This is a genomic window from Metasolibacillus sp. (assembly GCF_025291715.1).
Lineage (GTDB): Bacteria > Bacillota > Bacilli > Bacillales_A > Planococcaceae > Metasolibacillus > Metasolibacillus louembei.
This window is the reverse complement of sequence record NZ_JAMBIZ010000017.1, coordinates 1-17,374: the sequence shown is the minus strand read 5'-3', so window position 1 is coordinate 17,374 and position 17,374 is coordinate 1. Positions and strand designations below refer to the sequence as shown.

The following is a 17,374-nucleotide window of genomic DNA, read 5'->3' as shown; positions in this document are numbered from 1 at the left end:
CTTAGTCCTCCTCATGATGGATGAATTCATTTTCTAAAATATTGACCTCATCCTCCATTCCGAAGTTAACATGTGTCTCAATCCATTTACGACGAGGCTCTACTTTATCACCCATTAATGTTGTTACACGGCGCTCTGCACGTGCACCATCTTCAATCGTTACACGAATTAATGTACGCGTTTCCGGGTTCATTGTCGTATCCCAAAGCTGATCCGCATTCATCTCACCTAATCCTTTATAACGCTGAATAATATAGCCTTTGCCAATTTTCTTTATAGCAGCATCTAGTTCATTTTCCGTCCAAGCATATTCAATTACTTCCTTTTTGCCTGCGCCTTTCGATACTTTATAAAGTGGCGGCAAAGCAATATATACTTTCCCTGCTTCCACAAGCGGCTTCATATAGCGGTAGAAGAACGTTAAGAGCAAAACTTGAATATGTGCACCATCGGTATCGGCATCAGTCATAATCACCACTTTATCGTATGCGGCATCCTCTACGGCAAAATCAGAGCCGACACCCGCACCAATCGCATGAATAATCGTAGCGATTTCCTCGTTTTTCATAATATCCTGTAGCTTTGCTTTTTCAGTATTGATAACTTTTCCGCGCAATGGCAAAATGGCTTGAAACGAACGGTCACGGCCTTGCTTTGCAGAGCCACCTGCTGAGTCACCTTCGACTAAATATAGCTCATTTTTCGCTGCATTGCGTGATTGAGCAGGAGTTAGCTTTCCAGACAACAGCGTACTGCCTTTTTTACTTTTCTTGCCGTTACGTGCATCCTCCCGTGCTTTTCGAGCCGCCTCACGTACTTGCTGTGCACGAATCGCTTTACGCACCAAGGATGCTGATAGTTCAGCATTTTCTTCTAATACATATAAGAGCTGCTCCGATACGACGGCATCGACGGCTGAACGCGCTTCGCTTGTTCCAAGCTTGCCCTTTGTTTGCCCTTCAAATTGCAATAAATGCTCAGGGATACGAACCGATACAATGGCCGTCAAGCCTTCTCGCACATCTGTGCCCTCTAAGTTTTTCTCCTTTTCCTTTAACAATCCAATTTTACGTGCATAGTCATTGAATACACGCGTCATGGCAGCCTTTGCTCCTGTTTCATGCGTGCCACCGTCACGTGTGCGTACATTATTAACGAATGATAGCATTGTTTCTGAATAGCCATCATTAAACTGGAATGCGAACTCCACTTCGATTTCTTGCTGCATGCCCTCTACATATTTAACTGGATGTAAAACATCCTTCTCTTCATTCAAATACGAAACAAATGCTTCAATCCCATTTTCATAATAAAATACTTCATGTATTCCTTCAGGACGTTCATCAATTAATTCAATTTTTAATCCTTTTAATAAAAAGGCAGATTCACGTAAACGCTCTGCTAACGTATCATAATTAAATTTCGTCACAGAAAAAATCGTTGCATCTGGTAAAAAATGAACGAGCGTTCCTGTTTCTTTTGTTTTTCCGATAATTTCAAGCGATGTTACAGGCTTTCCACCATCCTCAAAACGCTGACGATAAATTTGTCCATCGCGATGAATCGATACTTCTAAAAAGCTGCTTAAAGCGTTGACGACAGATGAACCGACACCGTGTAATCCACCACTTGTTTTATAGCCGCCTTGTCCAAATTTTCCTCCGGCATGTAAAACAGTGAAAATGATTTCAGGTGTTGGTTTCCCCATTTTATGCATTCCTGTCGGCATTCCTCGTCCAAAGTCACGCACGCTAATGCTGTTATCTTCATGTATGTTGACAATAATATGCGCTCCGAAACCTGCAAGTGCTTCGTCGACTGCATTATCTACTATTTCATAAACTAAGTGATGAAGCCCACGTCCATCCGTTGACCCGATATACATACCTGGTCTTTTACGAACAGCTTCTAAGCCTTCTAACACTTGAATCGCATCGTCATTGTATGCGATTGGTTGTTCTTTCACCAAAAAAATACCCCCTAAAAATACAAACAAACGTTCTTTTCTTTTATCGTACTAAAGAATAAGCTTAGCTGTCAATACGCTAAAGCCCTACACAAATAGATATTCTACCACAATTTTTCAATAAGTGCTTTACTTCTCTTATTCATATGAGCCGTGTATTTATTCATACATTACAAAAAATAATCAATCTACTATTCAATCAATAGGTAATCAGTGTATAATCATTATTACAACCTATTAGTACCAACTATCAATTTTGAAAGGAGCGTATATATGTCAATTGCTATAATTGTTATTTGCGCTTATTTAATCGGCTCCATCCCCTCTGCTTTATGGATTGGTAAGATTTTTTATCATACAGATGTTAGACAGCAAGGCAGTGGTAATTTAGGTGCAACCAATACCTTCCGTGTCCTTGGCAAAAAGGCAGGGATAATTGTCACAATTATGGATGTGTTAAAAGGAACTGCGGCTGTATTGCTACCGCTATTACCATTTTTTGCGGATGTGCAAATTCATGCATTAATTTTAGGTGTTGTGGCTGTCATAGGACATATCTTCCCTATTTTCGCCAGCTTCCGAGGTGGCAAAGCAGTAGCTACTTCTGCAGGTGTTGTACTAGGCTACGCATGGCCATTATTTTTGCTTTTATTTGTTGCCTTTTTCATTACATTGAAATTAACAAAAATGGTGAGCTTAACATCGATGATGGTTGCACTCATCGCCCTTATTTATAGCATAATCTATCTTGTATTAACAGGTGATTTCGCCTTATTTATTTTAATTGTCATTTTATTTACGTTTATCGTTTATCGCCATCGAGAAAATATTAAACGTATTAAAGCTGGCACAGAACCGAAAGTGAAATGGATTTAACTTTAAAATGCCAAGGTCTTAATTAGCAGCACTTTGGCATCTAACTAAGCAATTTGCTGTTCCTCATTTAGGAAATCCGCTAAAATAACATTATTAATGTATGTCGGGAGAGGTCTTCATGAAAATTATTTTGACGGATGCAGCTTTAAATTGGTTTCACACAGAAATGGAAGTACAGCAGGGTGATTATGTACGCTTTTATGCCAGATACGGTGGGTCATCGCCATTCCATGAAGGCTTTTCACTTGGTATGAATCGCGAATTACCACATGAAATTGGCGTAGAAACGATTGTGGATGGCGTTCATTTTTACATAGAGCGCAATGATGAATGGTTTTTCAATGAGCATGATTTGCATGTAGGTGTGAATGAAAAGCTAGATGAATTAGCATATGCGTACAAACAGGCATAAAAAAGCGATGCAACAGGCTCTTGTGGAGTCGTTGCATCGCTTTTTATTGTTCATTTATGAAAATATTTTCAAGAAGCTGCTGATGTGTGCCAACAATGATGCGGACATTGTCCAAATGATAAAATGTACTCGTAAAATTCATATCATATACATCCTCATTGGGCGAATATAAATAAATGGTTATATCATTCGCTAAAGCAAGTCCGAACTCAATATGACTGCCCTTCCCAGCAGGTAATAAAATGATTAAAAAATCAGCATGTTGAACCGCTTCTTTTTCTGCATTGCCAATACGTTGCAATTCCTCTAAATTGGCAGCACGGCTGTTTTGTGTCCAATCATACGTATGCTGAAAGCCTTTCGCTATTAATTGATCTTTTACATAACGGACATCCTCTATATTTTGAAAGCTGGAGGCAATGTAAAATTTTTTCGGTGTGCTAAATATGATATTCAATCTCCTCTTCAACAAAATCCCATTTGTATGGCGTTTCTTGGTATACGTAATAATTCAACCAGTTGTAGAACAGCAAATGCGAATGGGCACGCCATGTATTTTTTGGTGCTTTCGTTGGATCATCATTTGGGAAGTAGTTCACAGGCACTTCTACATTATCTGCCTTGGCGATATCTCGCTCGTATTCATCAGCAAGCGTTGTGGCATCATACTCTAAATGTCCTGTAATCATAATTTGCTTATTGTCCTTCGATTGTACAATAAAGACACCCGCATCGTCTGAATAGCTCAGCAAGCGTAAATCTGGATGTGCACGCACTTCATCAATTGATACAGATGTATGTCTTGAATGTGGTGCTACATATTCATCGCTAAAGCCGCGTACTAAATCTACCGTTAAATCCGTAATAACATGCGAGTATACGCCTGAGCATTTTTTCAGCAGCTCAAATTTACCAATGCCGTAATGATGATATAAAGCCGCTTGAGCGCCCCAACAAATATTCATGATGGATGTGACATTTAGCTTTGCCCAATCCATAATATCCGTAATTTCCTTCCAATAGATAACGTCCTCAAATTCCATGCGTTCAATTGGCGCACCTGTAATAATCATGCCATCATAGCGGCGGTGTTTAATCTCAGCAAATGTCGTATAGAACGTTTGCAAATGTGATTTTGAGACATTTTTCGATTCATAGGTTGCTGTATTCAAAAATGTGACATTTACTTGTAAAGGTGTGTTCCCTAATAAGCGTAATAATTGCAGCTCTGTTTTCTCTTTTTCTGGCATTAGGTTACAAACTAAAATGTTTAATGGACGGATTTGCTGTGTTCTCGCACGGTCCTCCTCCATCACGAAGATTTTCTCTTTTCTTAGTAGCTCGCCTGCTGGCAACTGCTTCGGAATATTAATTGGCATTGCTTTTCCCCCATTTCTTGAAATAACAAATCAATACAAAAAACCCTCACATTCCAGCATAGAGAATGTGAGGGTTTTGTAAGCAATCCGTTCACTCTTATCTCTCGGGAGTTCCCCCGCTGGAATTAGCACCTTTCTAATCAATGTTAGAGGTTGCTGAAGCGTCAACGGGCCATATCCCTCGGCTTCTCTTGATAAGTGTTTTTTTAATTTTGTTTATTGTAGCATTATTGAAAGCGTTTGACAATAGGGTTTAAAATACTATTGTCAATACACTACACTTCTTAAATCAAATTCCATACAATTTTTACAATCCCTTTTATATGAATCATGTTTTTTACTGATAATATATTAAAGTCGCCATCGTATAGCCGTCTATACGATTAACATCTAACATAACGTAATAAGAGCCTTTATCCCACAAGCTTGAAATATAATAACTACCGTCTGAACGTGTTTCCACATTACGTCCTAGCTCCTTAAGACCTTCTTTATAAAGAGTGTCATGGATAAGTTGTATTTCCGACCAATCACTATAACGGTCTCTATTAGGGAAGAAATCAAATCCAATCGCACCAAGCTTTTTATCCTCATAATAATATATCAATTCTGTTGAGTAACCATATTTCATTGCTGAGTAAACTAAAGTAGACACATTTCCCTTTTGTGATTTTCTAAGTAACTTTGCTGTTTCTGCTTTCTCAACTTGATTTATACTCATAGAAAAATCAATTTTTCGATTTTTATTTTGAGTGTTCTGTTCTTGCACTACTAAATAAGCATCCTTTACATACCCCTTGACATTTCCTTGTTTGATGTGTGACCAACCGTTGCTGTCCGTTGTATATACAAAAACTTTTGAGCCATTTTTCAGCATCGTTACTTTAGCACCTTTCGAATGTGCTTCTTTTCTGACAATTAATCCTCCTTCTGATTTCACATATTTTATTTGATTCACAGTTTGCTTTGATACTTTCGTTTCAGAGGTACTAGCTGATGCTTGAGCATCCCCATAATCCATAGCCGTTAGTGCAATAAAACATAACGATACTGCAATGACCCATTTGACGAACTTCATCCAACGCACTCCCTTCATAATATATTAGTTAAATTGTATCATAGGAGGAAACACTATCCTATTATTGAAATGTAAGTTACACTATTATTTTTAGTTAATAAAAAAACAAAGGGGTTTAGCCATGTTTCCAACATTAACAACAGAACGACTAATTTTACGAGAGATTGTACACGAAGATGCTGGCGATATTTTTGCCTATTTTTCAAACGAGGATGTCACAAAGCATTACGGTATGCAAGCATTGGAGGATATTGAACAAGCCGAACAATTAATCGAAGGGTTTACAAAAGGCTTTCAAGGAAAAAGAAGTATGCGTTGGGGTATTACAATTAAGGGGAATAATCGTTTAATTGGAACGATTGGCTTTAATTTATGGGTACCTGTTCATAGACGAGCTGAGGTAGGCTACGAAATACATCCTGATTTTTGGCGTAAGGGCTATGCATCCGAGGCGCTGGAGAAAATAGTAGAATACGGCTTTCAGGAGCTGGAGTTAACACGCATTGGAGCGACTGTTTATATTGAAAATACAGCGTCTAATGAAATGTTGTTGAAGCAGGGCTTTGAACAAGAAGGCACTTTGCGCAATTATATGTATCAAGATGGTTACGCACATGATGTCAATATATATGCGAAGATATAAAAAAGACAGGGGTGATTTCCCTGTCTTATTCAAAAAGCTCCTTCAATAACGTAAATGACTTGGCTCTCGCCTCTTCATCATAAATTGAAGCAGTGACCATCAATTCATCTACCTGTGTATCAGCAACAAATTTTTCAAGCTGTTCTTTAACCGTTTGTTGATTGCCGACAAACATATATTGACGCTGCTGTAGCACCGCTTGTTTTTCAAACGGTGTCCAAATTTCATCCATATCGTCAACTGGTGGCTGTAGCAAATCATGTGTACGGCGAATAATGCTTAAGAAAAGCTGATAATGCGTTGTCGCTAATTTTTGTGCTTCCTCATCTGTCTCTGCAATAATGACATTGACACATGCCAGCATTCTTGGTTTTTCCAATACTTCTGATGGACGGAATTGTGTACGGTAAATATCAATCGCCTGCATTAAATAATCTGGTGCAAAATGGCTCGCAAAGGCATATGGCATGCCGCGACGTGCCGCCAACTCTGCGCTGAATAAGCTAGAGCCTAACAGCCAGAGCGGAATATTGGCACCAAAGCCTGGATATGCTTTAATATGGTCTGTTTCTTTCGCATGTATTAAATAGCGCTCTAATTCTTCTATATTATGTTCAAAATCCTCAGCATCACGACGGCGCAATGCTCTTGCAGTGAACGGATCTGTACCTGGTGCACGGCCTAAGCCTAAATCAATACGATTTGGAAACATTGCATCAAGTGTGCCAAATTGCTCGGCAACAATGAGCGGTGCATGGTTTGGTAGCATAATACCACCTGAGCCAAGACGAATTTTTTTCGTTGCATTCGCTAAATAGCTAATAACGACCGCTGTTGCAGAGCTAGCAATCGCTCGGCTATTATGGTGCTCCGCTACCCAATAACGCTCATAGCCTAACTCATCTGCTAAAACCGCTAAGTTGCGTGAGCGTTGAAACGCCTCAGTTGTTGTCTGTCCCTCCGCAATCGTCACTAAATCTAGAACAGACACGGGAATATTTTTTAACAATGGAATCACCTCACACATTACTATAACGAAATTTGGAAATAGATGCTTGCAATATGCTTATATGCTAAAGTAAATCAAGGTTAAGTCATTAACCTTTTGGCTTTTTCTAGTTTACTTTGTTAAAAACTGCTGCAATGCTGCCATCTGCTCCTGTGCATGCTGATAGCCCATATTATAATTGCTATGGATTTGCGTTAAATTCTTTTCAAAGCTGTTCATCGCATAGTTCGGACGGAATAAAAATGCTTTGCCTTCTTCCTCAAGTTGCTCGCAATAAGCGAGTGTTTCGTTGTAACGCGCAGCACGCTGTAGCATGCGCTTTGCTAATGCGGGATAGCGTTTACCAAGCATTTTAATGGCAAATTTCGTTTGACGATCCAATGATTTTTGATAGCCATGTGGGCGTGTCAAGACAATGACATGCTTTTCGAAGCCCTTTTCCTCTGCTCTTGTAATAGGAATCGGGTCCGCTAGCCCACCATCATAATATGGAATGTTCTCCAATTTGATTTCAGGAAATAAAATCGGAATGGCACAGGTTGCTCGCAGCATCGTGCAAGCCTTATCCATTTGCAGCGCATCTAAATATTCAACTTCCCCTGTATAAGCATTTGTCACACCAATTTCAAACTGCCCTTCAAATTGCTCATATGTCGCCCAATCAAACAACTCTAGCTCATTTGGAATGGTATCATAGGCAAAATTCAGCCCGAACAAACTGCGCTCCTTTAAAAAGTTGTGCCAGCCGATATAACGTTTATCATGGCGATAGTTGGTAAATACGCGCAATGTACGCTCCTTTTGCTTCGATACGTAGGAGCAGCCGTTAATCGCACCAGCTGAAATGCCAATTATGTAAGGCATATGTAGCTTGTGCTCTAAAAAGGCATCTAACACGCCGCTCGTATAAATCGTGCGAAATGTCCCACCCTCTAAAATTAAACTAGTTTTTGTCATTTTGCTCACTCGCCTTTATCAATTGCTCAAGCTGTGCATCCCATGCATTGGTGAATGTGTTAAAAATGCGGATATCAAATGTATTTTTGTTTGTATCATGTAAAACATATTGAAAGCATGGCACATCGTGGATTTGTAATTCCTCTGCGCTATTGATAGATGTAATAAATGTCTCCTCATCATCATTTGACAAGGCAGCAACAATTTGCTCCTCTGTCCATACAGCCATTTTTTCGTGCGAAAGCTCGTCAGGAAATTCATCAAATTCCGCTAGCTCCCCTTGTAAAAACGCTTCGTGCAATGGGCTATAATACAATTCTTGCTCCATTTCCTCTAGCTGTTCCTCGAAAATACCCGCTGCTAGCTGTGTTCTGCCCTTTTCTGTCAATTGAATGGTTTCTTCCACTGTAATTAGCTCTGTTTTCTTCATTTTTTGCAGTAAATCTTCAATAAATAAAGCCTCTACTAAGAGCACATCCGCAACCATTTCAACATCTTGAAAACGCCCTGTTTGAAAGGTTAGGAGCATCATTTTCATTAAAATATCCATTGGGATGCGACGAATCGGCGTGTATTTCGCTAAAATTGTCTGAATGGGTATCGAAAATTGCTTTGTTTCTACAATTTCCACACCATTAGGACGCGGTAATTGCTTTTGAATTTGTCGTTCCAACTGTTGTAATTCCATAAGTCACTCCTATGCGCGGTAGCCATCCTGCGCTTTCACAACATCAAGCACATGCTGATACATTTGGCGCGTTTCTTGTTTCTTTGGACGTTTTGTAAACATTTCCGTGCTACCGACCATAATTAATAATTCGCGTGCGCGTGATAATGCGACATTTAAGCGGCGGTAATCTTGCGCAAAGCCGATGCTGCCTTGCCCATCATGATTTCGCACCATGCTAACGATAATGACATCCATCTCCATCCCTTGGAACTTATCGACAGAGCCTGTACGAATATGCAAATGCGGATACCCTTGCTCCACCATCTCATTAATGCGTTTTACCTGCTCCGCATAAAAGCTAATGACACCAACAGATTTCTGTGCATCCTGTGGCAATAAGCCTTGCTCCTTTGCCTGCTTTGTTGCCTCATTAATGGATGTTAACAATTCTTTTACCTTTTCTAGCTCTGCTCGGTTAAACAAGCTTGCCCCTTCCTTCATACGTTCTTCAAAATGGGCTTGGTCATGCGGGATATCAAGCCATAGCAAATGATTTTGGCGGTTAAATAAAGGTGTTTCAAGCAAATGGTCACGCGCTTTGTCTGAATCAGGTAAGCCACATTGCAGGGCATCATGCTCATTTTTATAAAATGGCACAATTGTCTCCATAATCTTTTCATGCATGCGGTATTGAATTGCTAGCATCGTTTTATTCGACTGTGGCAAGTTTTTATACAAGCGCTCAAACAATGATTCTTCTAACATTTTTTCAAGCTCACGCTTTTCCTCAAATGTATCGCTATTTTTAATGACTTGCTCTAGCGTTTCCTCGAAAGTTTCGTCCCCAATCAATGGTGGTAGCTGATGATGGTCACCAACTAAAATGATTTTCTTGCCCTTTAACATTGGCAGCAATAGCTCTGGCGGCGTTGCCTTCGATACTTCATCGATAATAACCACATCAAATGTTGGATAATTGTCCATAAATTCTTTGTTCGCCGATGCAACACAAGTTGTCCCAATAACGTTCGCATGCTTCACATACAGCTTGCGAATTTCCTCTAAATCATGCTCGCTTGCATTTGCCAGCATCGTTTGCCATTCGCTTTGAAGTTGCTGTGTGACAGGTAATAGCTCAAGCCTTTGCTCAGTTTTTGCGATTTCTGCTTGCATCGCTGTTATGCGTTGTTCGACTCCGGATAATGCTGCCTCCGGGTTTTGCTTTGTTAGTTGCTCAAGCTCTTCCCGTTCTTTTTCTAATGCAAGACCCGTGCTATTGATTTCTTTAAGCTGTTCCTTTAATGATTGGATAAGCTCATTGCCATGTGTAAGCTGCTCGTTGACTTGCTGTAGCTCCGCTGTTTTTGCTTCGTAAGTCGCTGTCAGCGTTGCCTGCTTCGTTTTTTGGTGTGCAAGCTGCTGCTTGCTGTGCTCTAAGTCGGTGCGCTGCTGCTGTAGTTCTTCAACAGTCACATCTATTGCTGGTACGTCTTTCAATTGTTGGAGCTTTTGCTGCAATTGCTGCTCTGTACTGCGCAGCTGTTGTACTTGTGTTTCACTCTGACCAAGCTGCTCTTTATATAAATCTACAAGCTCCTCTTTCAGCTTCGTAAAAATAAGCATAACTTCACGTAATAAATCCTGATATTTCACCTGTAGCTGCTCTACATATGCTTTACGCAATAGCACACCTTGAATTGAACGTGCGCCATTTTGAGCATTAATTTTTCGCTCTGCAAAGGCATGGCTGAGCTTCGTTAAAAATTCCTGCACCTCATTAATTGAGTACGTATGATTTGGTGGCAATGGTGGTGCTGTAACATGAATTTGTAATGTTTTTTCACTGTAAGCTAAGGCTTTTTCCAGCCGTTCACTTAAATCCTTAATCGGCTTATATGCCGCAATTTCAGGCTGCAGCTTGGATAAAGAGGCAAGAAGACGATCGATAACAAAGCTGCGACGTATTTGATGCGCCACAATGAAATCCTCTACATCCTGCACCTTTTTTAGCTCCGTAATTTGCGTTGTTAATCGCTCCATTGCCCCGTCATCTGGTGACAAGTGTTGTAGCTGACCGGTTACGCTTGCGAGCTGCTGCTCAAGCTGTTGCTTTGCTGAGCTTATTTCGGCAGCTTGAATCGCCTCGCTAAGCTGTGTGAGCTGCTCCGTATTCGATTGTTCTAACGCTTCTAGCTCTTGCACTGTTGGAAGCTCAACAAGCTGCTCTTGATAGGTAGTGATGCTTGCTGTTAGCTCCGCCTTTGATGCTTCTAGCCTTTCGAGCTGCTCCTCTGCTTGCTCACGCTCTTTTTTTAATGGGACAAGCTGTTTTTTCAGCGCGATGATTTTTTCTGTCAGTGCTTTAAGCTGCTCCTCTGCCTGCTTTTTGCGTTCAATGTCCTGCTGAAGCTTGATTTTTTCTTCCTGTAGCTGTGTGAGCTGTGCTTCATAATCAATAATTTCCTGCTCTAATAGCTGCTTTTTGTCCTGCTGCTGCGACACTTCAAGGCTAATCGCCTCATACGTTTGCTGCTGCCAATAGGTCGCAACATTTTCCTCAATAAACTTTTTGCCTTCCTCTTCGATGCTTTCCGTACGCCCGTAACGTAAAATGCGGATATCTTTGTTGGAAAGCAAGCGGCTTAGTGCATTATCAACCGCTAAATTCGACTGTGAGGCCACTAGCGTTTTCAAGCCTGCCTTGGCATTTTGATAACAAATTTCTGAAATAACGGTTGTTTTCCCGGTTCCAGGAGGCCCTTGAATCACATATAAATCTTCCGCACTCATTGCCCCTGTTACCGCTTTGCGTTGGAATTCATTTAATTGGTTATGAAAATCAAGTGTAACATCTGCATTGTGTGCGGCAATTACAGGCTTATCCTCAAATAAAATATTTTCTAAATTGGCATTTGCTGCAAGCCCTTCTTTTAAACGATCAAAGCCTTTTAACAGACGATTGAGCTGCGATTTTGTCGAGGCATTGCTGAAATCGATTGTATTCATCTCAAAATGCAGCTCATTTTTCCTCGCAAGACGCACCGCATCAGGCTTTAATGCAATTTCAACAGCACGTGCCCCGCGATTCACTTTGACAACCTCACCTAAATCAAGCTTTAAGCCACGTACACGAGCACTTAACCCTTTCAATTGCTTCCACTCTTTATCATTCATCTCACTACAAATGAATGTAATATGTGTGAAATCAGCATTCAGTGTATGCGTCGTAAATTTCGCTTCGATATCCTCTATATCCGCATTTTGATTCAGCACCTTCAAATAGCCTTCCCATGAGGTGATGCGTTTATTGACATAATCAAAGCGCTCCTGGGCAACAGGAAGCGCAGCAAGCGTTTCAATAAATTTATCCGGATATGTATGTCCACTAATGCGTGATGGTACAAAATGAATTAACAGCCTTTCACGGCGATTTGTTGCAACGGGTGTCCCCTTCCCCCTTGTACGGAAGCTTTTCGCAACAAGCCCATTTTTCAAATCAAATACGCAATCCATAATCACGACACGCTCTTGAAATTTTTCCTTTAAAACGCGGTTTTTTTCATTGTCAAAATATAGTGTTAACGCGAGCTGTGTTTGCTCAATCGCTAATTTTTCAATATAAACAATAAAGTTTTTTTGCAAACGAAAAAAGGCCTGTTCATCTTGAACATGCTGCTGAATGGCTTCACGTGCCGTATTCGTCAACAATATATGACATCGCACCGTTTCAACGGCAACCTTCTGTACCATGAACACCCCTCCCTTGCAAATTTGACACAAACATCATTATATCAAGAAACTCTATGTTATTAAATAAAAAAAGATGCGCTAAAACTAGCACATCTACTCCTGCACGCGCATATTTTCAATATATGCCGCATCCCACGCTGGATCAACCTTACTTAAGGAAATCGGACGGAAATTATCTTTTCGCACTAATGTATGTACTGTTTTCGCAGTCGCCGCTACAGTCCCATCCTCATGCAATACCTCATAGCCATATGTTGTACGCAAGCGTGAATGTGACTCAATCCACGTACGAACCGTCGCAACCTGTCCATAGCGGAGCGCCGCCTTATATTGAATCGACACATCGATGACAGGTGATAAATAGCCTTCATCCTCTAATTTCGTATAAGCAAACCCTAAATCATGAATAAGCTGTGCACGCCCGATTTCTAGCCAGATGATATAATTTGCGTGGTACACCACGCCCATCTGGTCTGTTTCTGCGTAACGAATTTCAATTTGTTTTTCTGATATATGCATTTTTGTCACCTCATGGTTTATCATACCGCGATTGGTGGGGGTTTGTCAGTTGGAAGGTGTTATGTTGAGATGATTATTTTTTGGAGGATTTTAGGTTGTGGTTTAGTGGTGCATCTTGGATATTTTTTCCTTTCTGTGTATAGAAGTGTATAGAAATGTTTTGATTTGGGGTACAAGTGGGGTACGGGTGGGGTACAAAATTAAAAATGGCGGCAGGCGTTAAAGGTTGTTTTGAACAAGTATTTCTCTCTTTTTGTTGACATCGCCCCTATATGCCTCTTATCTGCATATAGGGGCAATGTGTTATTTATATGTGCGATTAATAACAGCAGCTTGATAACTCAGCAGCTGCATGTCGTCGTATTTTTCGATGGCTTGATCCGTATGAACATCTGCACTGATAATGCCTTGATTACGTGCTTTTTTAAGTAGTGCTCTGATTTCTGCACGTCCTGTGTTCGTCAAAAACTCCACCCATACCATCTCCTTTTTCGGCTTATTTAGTGCCTCTAGCGCTTTTTGTACACGCCCCTTAAAGCTACCCCAACGCTTTTCATCTAAAATGCGGTGCGGGCAGTATTTGCCGCTCCAATCTTGATGCTTTTTGATACGTTCAACGCCCCAGCCAAATTGCTTTAGCAATGAAGCGATATATTGTACAGCATTTTCCTCCGCCGCCACATAACGTGGTCCACCACTTTTGCTGTAGCAAATTTCAATACCGATGGACTTGCGATTTCCTGCCCCCTGACCATCTCCACAATGCCAGGCGTTACGATTGAACGGCAAGCATTGGATGACCTCTTTATCATCCACAGCAACATGAAAGCTGACCTCATTATTGTTGTGGTTGTGGTAAGCTATTTCATTGGCAGCTGATGCATCGTTTGCTGTGTTATGAACTGTAATATATTCGGCAGTCATAGTAAAAGGAGATTTCAACGGATACTTACTACTGGACAGTAAATTCTGTTTGAATACATAGCTCATTTCGCATTGCCCTCCCCTGCTTTGTCTTTAACAATTGCCAGTAAATCTTGAATAAATTTCGGCATCCACAGACCCATTTTTGTACCATTTTCAGTGATACTGATAAATTCAAGTACGCAAAAGGCGATGGCAGCACCATCACCGGCATAACCGATACCAGGTATCACAAGCGCAATTAAATACACCGATGCAACCATCATTAAATAATAAATTTTGCGAATAAACCCATTGAATCCGACACGAGAGTTTAATTCTCGATTAATAGCAGCTTGCATTAACCCAGTAGCATAATCAAGTGCCATAAGCGCAATTAGCACCGTTACGGCCATACCTAAGCCACCTACTAAATAAGATATAACTGCTCCCACCGCACCACTCACTAAAGCTATGTTTTTTTCCATTTGAACACTTCCTTTTTACATAATAAAAAGGACGCATCGTATGACACGCCCTTCAAAATCCCAAACGCTTGGGATTTCTTTAAATTAAAGTCCAGTCTTCGGCCAACATGTCCGTTTGTGACGCTAGTCGTTTGACTGTGTTTCCATAGCATTTGTAGGTAAGACACTAACGATAATATGCTTATTAATGATTGCCCCACCGATATTAACAAAATTAATTTTTTGATCATTTAATGTCGCTGTAAAAGTTTCAACATTAAACTCTGCATTTTTTAAAGCAATTGCTTGTCCGTTGTTTAATTGTACTTGATAATCCATGTTACTCATGCTCCTTTTAGTTAATTTCTACTTGGCCCAGGTAGGAGCCGTTTTGTCTGAAAGTAATAAATTTTTTCCCGCCACTTGTGCTGTAAGCCATTGTATATCCATTTACACTCTCAGCATTATTAACCGATAGTCCTACTGTATATGCTGCCGAAAAATCGACTTGCCCGTGAAATCTTGTGAATGCACCAAGCGACGTTCTGCTACCTATCGCTATTTCTCCACTCGTTAATTCCATTATTTGATTTTGCCCAAAAACAATTGACCTATTACCACTGCCTCTTAAATACAAATTGTTACCTATCAATACATCTCTATTTACGTTAATAGTAGTTGCGCCACTTATATCCCCATTAACCATGACTGCTCCATTTAGATTGATTTTGTTTGCGTTGATTGTCACTGAGCCGGGGTCTAAATTAATATCTGTTATACTTCCACCTTTATCAACTTTTAAATTGATATTGTTTGACAGTTGAGTAATAGCGCTACTTGTACTATTAGATAAATTAGTAACTGATAGCTCAATAGCATTAGCACGCACATTTATAGCGGCTACTTCATTTGTAATGCGATTATTCACGCTTATGTTGATGTTATCTGCTTTAATATCTATAGCCGCAATGGATGTGTTTAATTGCTCAACTTCTAAAGTTATACGTTCGTTTGTATGAGTAATGGCGCTCCTAAACTCTCCGCCAACTTCCTCAATTTTTTCGCTTAATTCTTCTTTTGTTTCATCCACATAATCATTTGTATCACCTATTTTTTCTTCATGATTTGCGAATATATCTTCTGCACTTTTAGGCAATGAGTTACCAAAGATAACCGATGACGTAATCAGTTCATCATCGTGTAACACTTTTGTTTGCTTTAATATACGTGTACTCATTTCAATGTTTAGAGGCTCATAAATAAGCCATACACGTTCACCTATTTCACGTCCTACCAATTCGGGTATTGTTGTTTCAATGGCAAGCTGCGGTTCGTCCTGCAGCTTGCTTTTAGCATAATTTAACAATGCTTGTGAATCTGTAAAACGTTCGTCTTTGACTGGAGTTTCCTCGCGTATACCAAAAATCGCCGAGTTTGGAGATGTATACTCAACTGTTAAACTGTCCTTGCCAAAACCTCGTATAAACGTTGCTAGGTTGGTCGTATCCTCCTGTAGGACAATTGACGAGATATTATGATTATAACGATACTGATAGTCGTTATTGCCACCAATCTCTTTCGCAAAATGCAATTTTTTATTTGGCAGAATTTCGAACTCACATTCATGCGCTTTGCATATTTTTTGGACCAAGCGCACTACATTGTCATCGCCAAAGCTACGTATATAATTTGTGACGTTTGCTATAGCTGCATCTACTGTAAACGTCCATCCTGTACCACCTAACGCAAAATTCAGATGATTATTGAGTGTATGGCTACCCTCAAATGTACCATGTCGAAATGTTTTTAAATGGTCATAAAAAATACTTAATGCTGTAATCGATTTGCTGTGTACATTATCATTAAGCACCTTTACTCTAAAATCATTGCCATCTATAGTAACAACAGATTCTACCTTTAATAAATCGTATCCAGCATTATTTGTACTTGGATAACAAGTAAATGACACTGTAAAGGTGCCGTCTACGGATTGCTCCATTTTAAAATCATTGCCAATGTTTACTAAAGGCTCTGTTTGTGAGGTATCTAGTGATGTGACATAAAACAATTTATCACCGCCTTTACAAAGAATAGCCCTCCACTTAAAATGGAAGGCTGATAAATATTTGATATTAAGTTGTTAGTTACTTGCTCCACATAATGGGACTATTGAGCAGTCACTAGATTAACTAACTCGTTATATTGCGCCTCTGTGATGCGATCTCCCGCAAAAAAGACATCCAGCTTAAACTGCATGTCCTCTTTGTCTTTGTATGATTTACGATTAATCATTGATAAACATAATGTGTAAGTTGTCATATTGTTTCAAACTCCTTTTTAATTAGTGTTTTATAAACCTAGCTCTAACATCGTTACTCTTAGTTCTAAATCTAGTAAAAAATCATCCTGCGTTGGCTCTGTGGGTACATTTGTAATTTCGTCAATTTCCTCTTGTGTTGCTCCCTCGACCCACTCTGTACCATTCCAACGAGGTTTAAAATAGCCTTGTTCACTAGTGTCTAAATAAGTAGACACGTAGCCTTCTGGTATTTCCTCACCGTCAATGAGTATTTTATCCTCTCCAAATACAACAAAGCCGTTATCGTCAATTTTATATAATTTCATTTGTCACACCCCCACATAAAAGCTTCCATTTATACGTATTGTCCCTGTATGTGTTAAAGGGCCAATAAAAATACTGCCATCGTTACTTACTTGCAACGAAAATGTATTTCCATCGTCCGC

General features: G+C 39.9%; 17 protein-coding genes, 1 pseudogene and 1 riboswitch. Of the genes and pseudogenes, 3 read left to right on the top strand and 15 right to left on the bottom strand.

Going from position 1 to position 17,374, the window contains the following annotated elements; all coding sequences use genetic code 11:
- Position 1: 1 nt before the first annotated feature.
- Positions 2-1,969 carry a DNA topoisomerase IV subunit B gene (parE, locus tag M3Z76_RS11795; protein WP_293927206.1) on the bottom strand — a complete coding sequence of 656 codons (1,968 nt, stop codon included), beginning with the start codon at positions 1,967-1,969 and terminating at the stop codon, positions 2-4.
- Positions 1,970-2,239: 270 nt separating this feature from the next.
- Between parE and plsY the strand changes: the two genes are divergently transcribed.
- A complete protein-coding gene (plsY, locus tag M3Z76_RS11790) occupies positions 2,240-2,842 on the top strand; it encodes a glycerol-3-phosphate 1-O-acyltransferase PlsY (RefSeq protein WP_293927203.1) in 603 nt (200 codons plus the stop codon).
- A 118-nt stretch (positions 2,843-2,960) separates the two neighbouring features.
- Entirely contained in the window at positions 2,961-3,254 is a 294-nt protein-coding gene (locus tag M3Z76_RS11785; RefSeq protein WP_293927200.1) for a HesB/YadR/YfhF family protein, read from the top strand.
- A 43-nt stretch (positions 3,255-3,297) separates the two neighbouring features.
- Here M3Z76_RS11785 and M3Z76_RS11780 read toward each other — a convergent pair whose 3' ends face one another.
- The 3 genes from M3Z76_RS11780 to M3Z76_RS11770 all read right to left on the bottom strand — a co-directional run bounded on the left by M3Z76_RS11780 (position 3,298) and on the right by M3Z76_RS11770 (position 5,711).
- Positions 3,298-3,711: a group-specific protein gene (locus M3Z76_RS11780; RefSeq protein ID WP_293927198.1), complete on the bottom strand. Its 414-nt coding sequence runs from the start codon at positions 3,709-3,711 to the stop codon at positions 3,298-3,300.
- A complete protein-coding gene (gene metA, locus M3Z76_RS11775) occupies positions 3,695-4,633 on the bottom strand; it encodes a homoserine O-acetyltransferase MetA (protein WP_293927196.1) in 939 nt (312 codons plus the stop codon). Before metA ends, M3Z76_RS11780 begins: the two co-directional genes overlap by 17 nt.
- 94 nt (positions 4,634-4,727) lie before the next feature.
- Positions 4,728-4,834, bottom strand: a riboswitch (SAM riboswitch).
- A 136-nt stretch (positions 4,835-4,970) separates the two neighbouring features.
- Complete coding sequence (locus M3Z76_RS11770; RefSeq protein WP_293927194.1) at positions 4,971-5,711, bottom strand: SH3 domain-containing protein; 741 nt, start codon at positions 5,709-5,711, stop codon at positions 4,971-4,973.
- Between the two features lie 121 nt (positions 5,712-5,832).
- Here M3Z76_RS11770 and M3Z76_RS11765 point away from each other — a divergent pair, with 121 nt between their 5' ends.
- Positions 5,833-6,354 carry a GNAT family N-acetyltransferase gene (locus M3Z76_RS11765; RefSeq protein ID WP_293927191.1) on the top strand — a complete coding sequence of 174 codons (522 nt, stop codon included), beginning with the start codon at positions 5,833-5,835 and terminating at the stop codon, positions 6,352-6,354.
- A gap of 25 nt (positions 6,355-6,379) precedes the next feature.
- Here M3Z76_RS11765 and M3Z76_RS11760 read toward each other — a convergent pair whose 3' ends face one another.
- From M3Z76_RS11760 to M3Z76_RS11710, 11 genes and pseudogenes are all read right to left on the bottom strand, one after another.
- Positions 6,380-7,381 (bottom strand): LLM class flavin-dependent oxidoreductase, encoded by a 1,002-nt coding sequence (locus M3Z76_RS11760; protein ID WP_293927189.1) that lies wholly within the window; start codon positions 7,379-7,381, stop codon positions 6,380-6,382.
- Between the two features lie 93 nt (positions 7,382-7,474).
- Complete coding sequence (locus M3Z76_RS11755; protein ID WP_293927186.1) at positions 7,475-8,320, bottom strand: patatin-like phospholipase family protein; 846 nt, start codon at positions 8,318-8,320, stop codon at positions 7,475-7,477.
- Positions 8,307-9,008 carry a nucleoside-diphosphate sugar epimerase gene (locus tag M3Z76_RS11750; RefSeq protein ID WP_293927182.1) on the bottom strand — a complete coding sequence of 234 codons (702 nt, stop codon included), beginning with the start codon at positions 9,006-9,008 and terminating at the stop codon, positions 8,307-8,309. Before M3Z76_RS11750 ends, M3Z76_RS11755 begins: the two co-directional genes overlap by 14 nt.
- A gap of 9 nt (positions 9,009-9,017) precedes the next feature.
- On the bottom strand, positions 9,018-12,740 hold the full coding sequence (locus M3Z76_RS11745) for a DEAD/DEAH box helicase (protein WP_293927180.1): 3,723 nt from the start codon (positions 12,738-12,740) through the stop codon (positions 9,018-9,020).
- A 93-nt stretch (positions 12,741-12,833) separates the two neighbouring features.
- Positions 12,834-13,259, bottom strand: coding sequence for an acyl-CoA thioesterase (locus tag M3Z76_RS11740; protein ID WP_293927178.1), 426 nt, complete (start codon positions 13,257-13,259; stop codon positions 12,834-12,836).
- A gap of 486 nt (positions 13,260-13,745) precedes the next feature.
- Positions 13,746-14,249, bottom strand: a pseudogene (locus tag M3Z76_RS11735) (peptidoglycan recognition protein family protein); the annotation flags it as partial.
- Positions 14,246-14,650: a phage holin family protein gene (locus M3Z76_RS11730; RefSeq protein ID WP_293927175.1), complete on the bottom strand. Its 405-nt coding sequence runs from the start codon at positions 14,648-14,650 to the stop codon at positions 14,246-14,248. The gene M3Z76_RS11730 and the pseudogene M3Z76_RS11735, both read right to left, overlap by 4 nt.
- 123 nt (positions 14,651-14,773) lie before the next feature.
- Entirely contained in the window at positions 14,774-14,968 is a 195-nt protein-coding gene (locus M3Z76_RS11725; protein ID WP_293927173.1) for a hypothetical protein, read from the bottom strand.
- A 16-nt stretch (positions 14,969-14,984) separates the two neighbouring features.
- Entirely contained in the window at positions 14,985-16,697 is a 1,713-nt protein-coding gene (locus M3Z76_RS11720; RefSeq protein WP_293927171.1) for a phage tail protein, read from the bottom strand.
- A gap of 98 nt (positions 16,698-16,795) precedes the next feature.
- Entirely contained in the window at positions 16,796-16,948 is a 153-nt protein-coding gene (locus tag M3Z76_RS11715; RefSeq protein ID WP_293927168.1) for a hypothetical protein, read from the bottom strand.
- Between the two features lie 30 nt (positions 16,949-16,978).
- The gene (locus M3Z76_RS11710; protein WP_293927165.1) at positions 16,979-17,254 is read right to left on the bottom strand and encodes a hypothetical protein; all 276 of its coding nucleotides are present in this window, start codon (positions 17,252-17,254) and stop codon (positions 16,979-16,981) included.
- Positions 17,255-17,374: the final 120 nt, after the last annotated feature.

Coding starts and splice junctions, on each gene's coding strand:
- plsY (WP_293927203.1), top strand. CDS start 2,240: ATGTCAATTGCTATAATTGTTATTTGCGCTTATTTAATCGGCTCCATC.
- M3Z76_RS11755 (WP_293927186.1), bottom strand. CDS start 8,320: ATGACAAAAACTAGTTTAATTTTAGAGGGTGGGACATTTCGCACGATT.
- M3Z76_RS11715 (WP_293927168.1), bottom strand. CDS start 16,948: ATGACAACTTACACATTATGTTTATCAATGATTAATCGTAAATCATAC.
- M3Z76_RS11725 (WP_293927173.1), bottom strand. CDS start 14,968: ATGGATTATCAAGTACAATTAAACAACGGACAAGCAATTGCTTTAAAA.
- M3Z76_RS11750 (WP_293927182.1), bottom strand. CDS start 9,008: ATGGAATTACAACAGTTGGAACGACAAATTCAAAAGCAATTACCGCGT.
- M3Z76_RS11730 (WP_293927175.1), bottom strand. CDS start 14,650: ATGGAAAAAAACATAGCTTTAGTGAGTGGTGCGGTGGGAGCAGTTATA.
- M3Z76_RS11740 (WP_293927178.1), bottom strand. CDS start 13,259: ATGCATATATCAGAAAAACAAATTGAAATTCGTTACGCAGAAACAGAC.
- M3Z76_RS11785 (WP_293927200.1), top strand. CDS start 2,961: ATGAAAATTATTTTGACGGATGCAGCTTTAAATTGGTTTCACACAGAA.
- M3Z76_RS11765 (WP_293927191.1), top strand. CDS start 5,833: ATGTTTCCAACATTAACAACAGAACGACTAATTTTACGAGAGATTGTA.
- metA (WP_293927196.1), bottom strand. CDS start 4,633: ATGCCAATTAATATTCCGAAGCAGTTGCCAGCAGGCGAGCTACTAAGA.
- M3Z76_RS11760 (WP_293927189.1), bottom strand. CDS start 7,381: ATGTGTGAGGTGATTCCATTGTTAAAAAATATTCCCGTGTCTGTTCTA.
- M3Z76_RS11710 (WP_293927165.1), bottom strand. CDS start 17,254: ATGAAATTATATAAAATTGACGATAACGGCTTTGTTGTATTTGGAGAG.
- M3Z76_RS11770 (WP_293927194.1), bottom strand. CDS start 5,711: ATGAAGTTCGTCAAATGGGTCATTGCAGTATCGTTATGTTTTATTGCA.
- M3Z76_RS11745 (WP_293927180.1), bottom strand. CDS start 12,740: ATGGTACAGAAGGTTGCCGTTGAAACGGTGCGATGTCATATATTGTTG.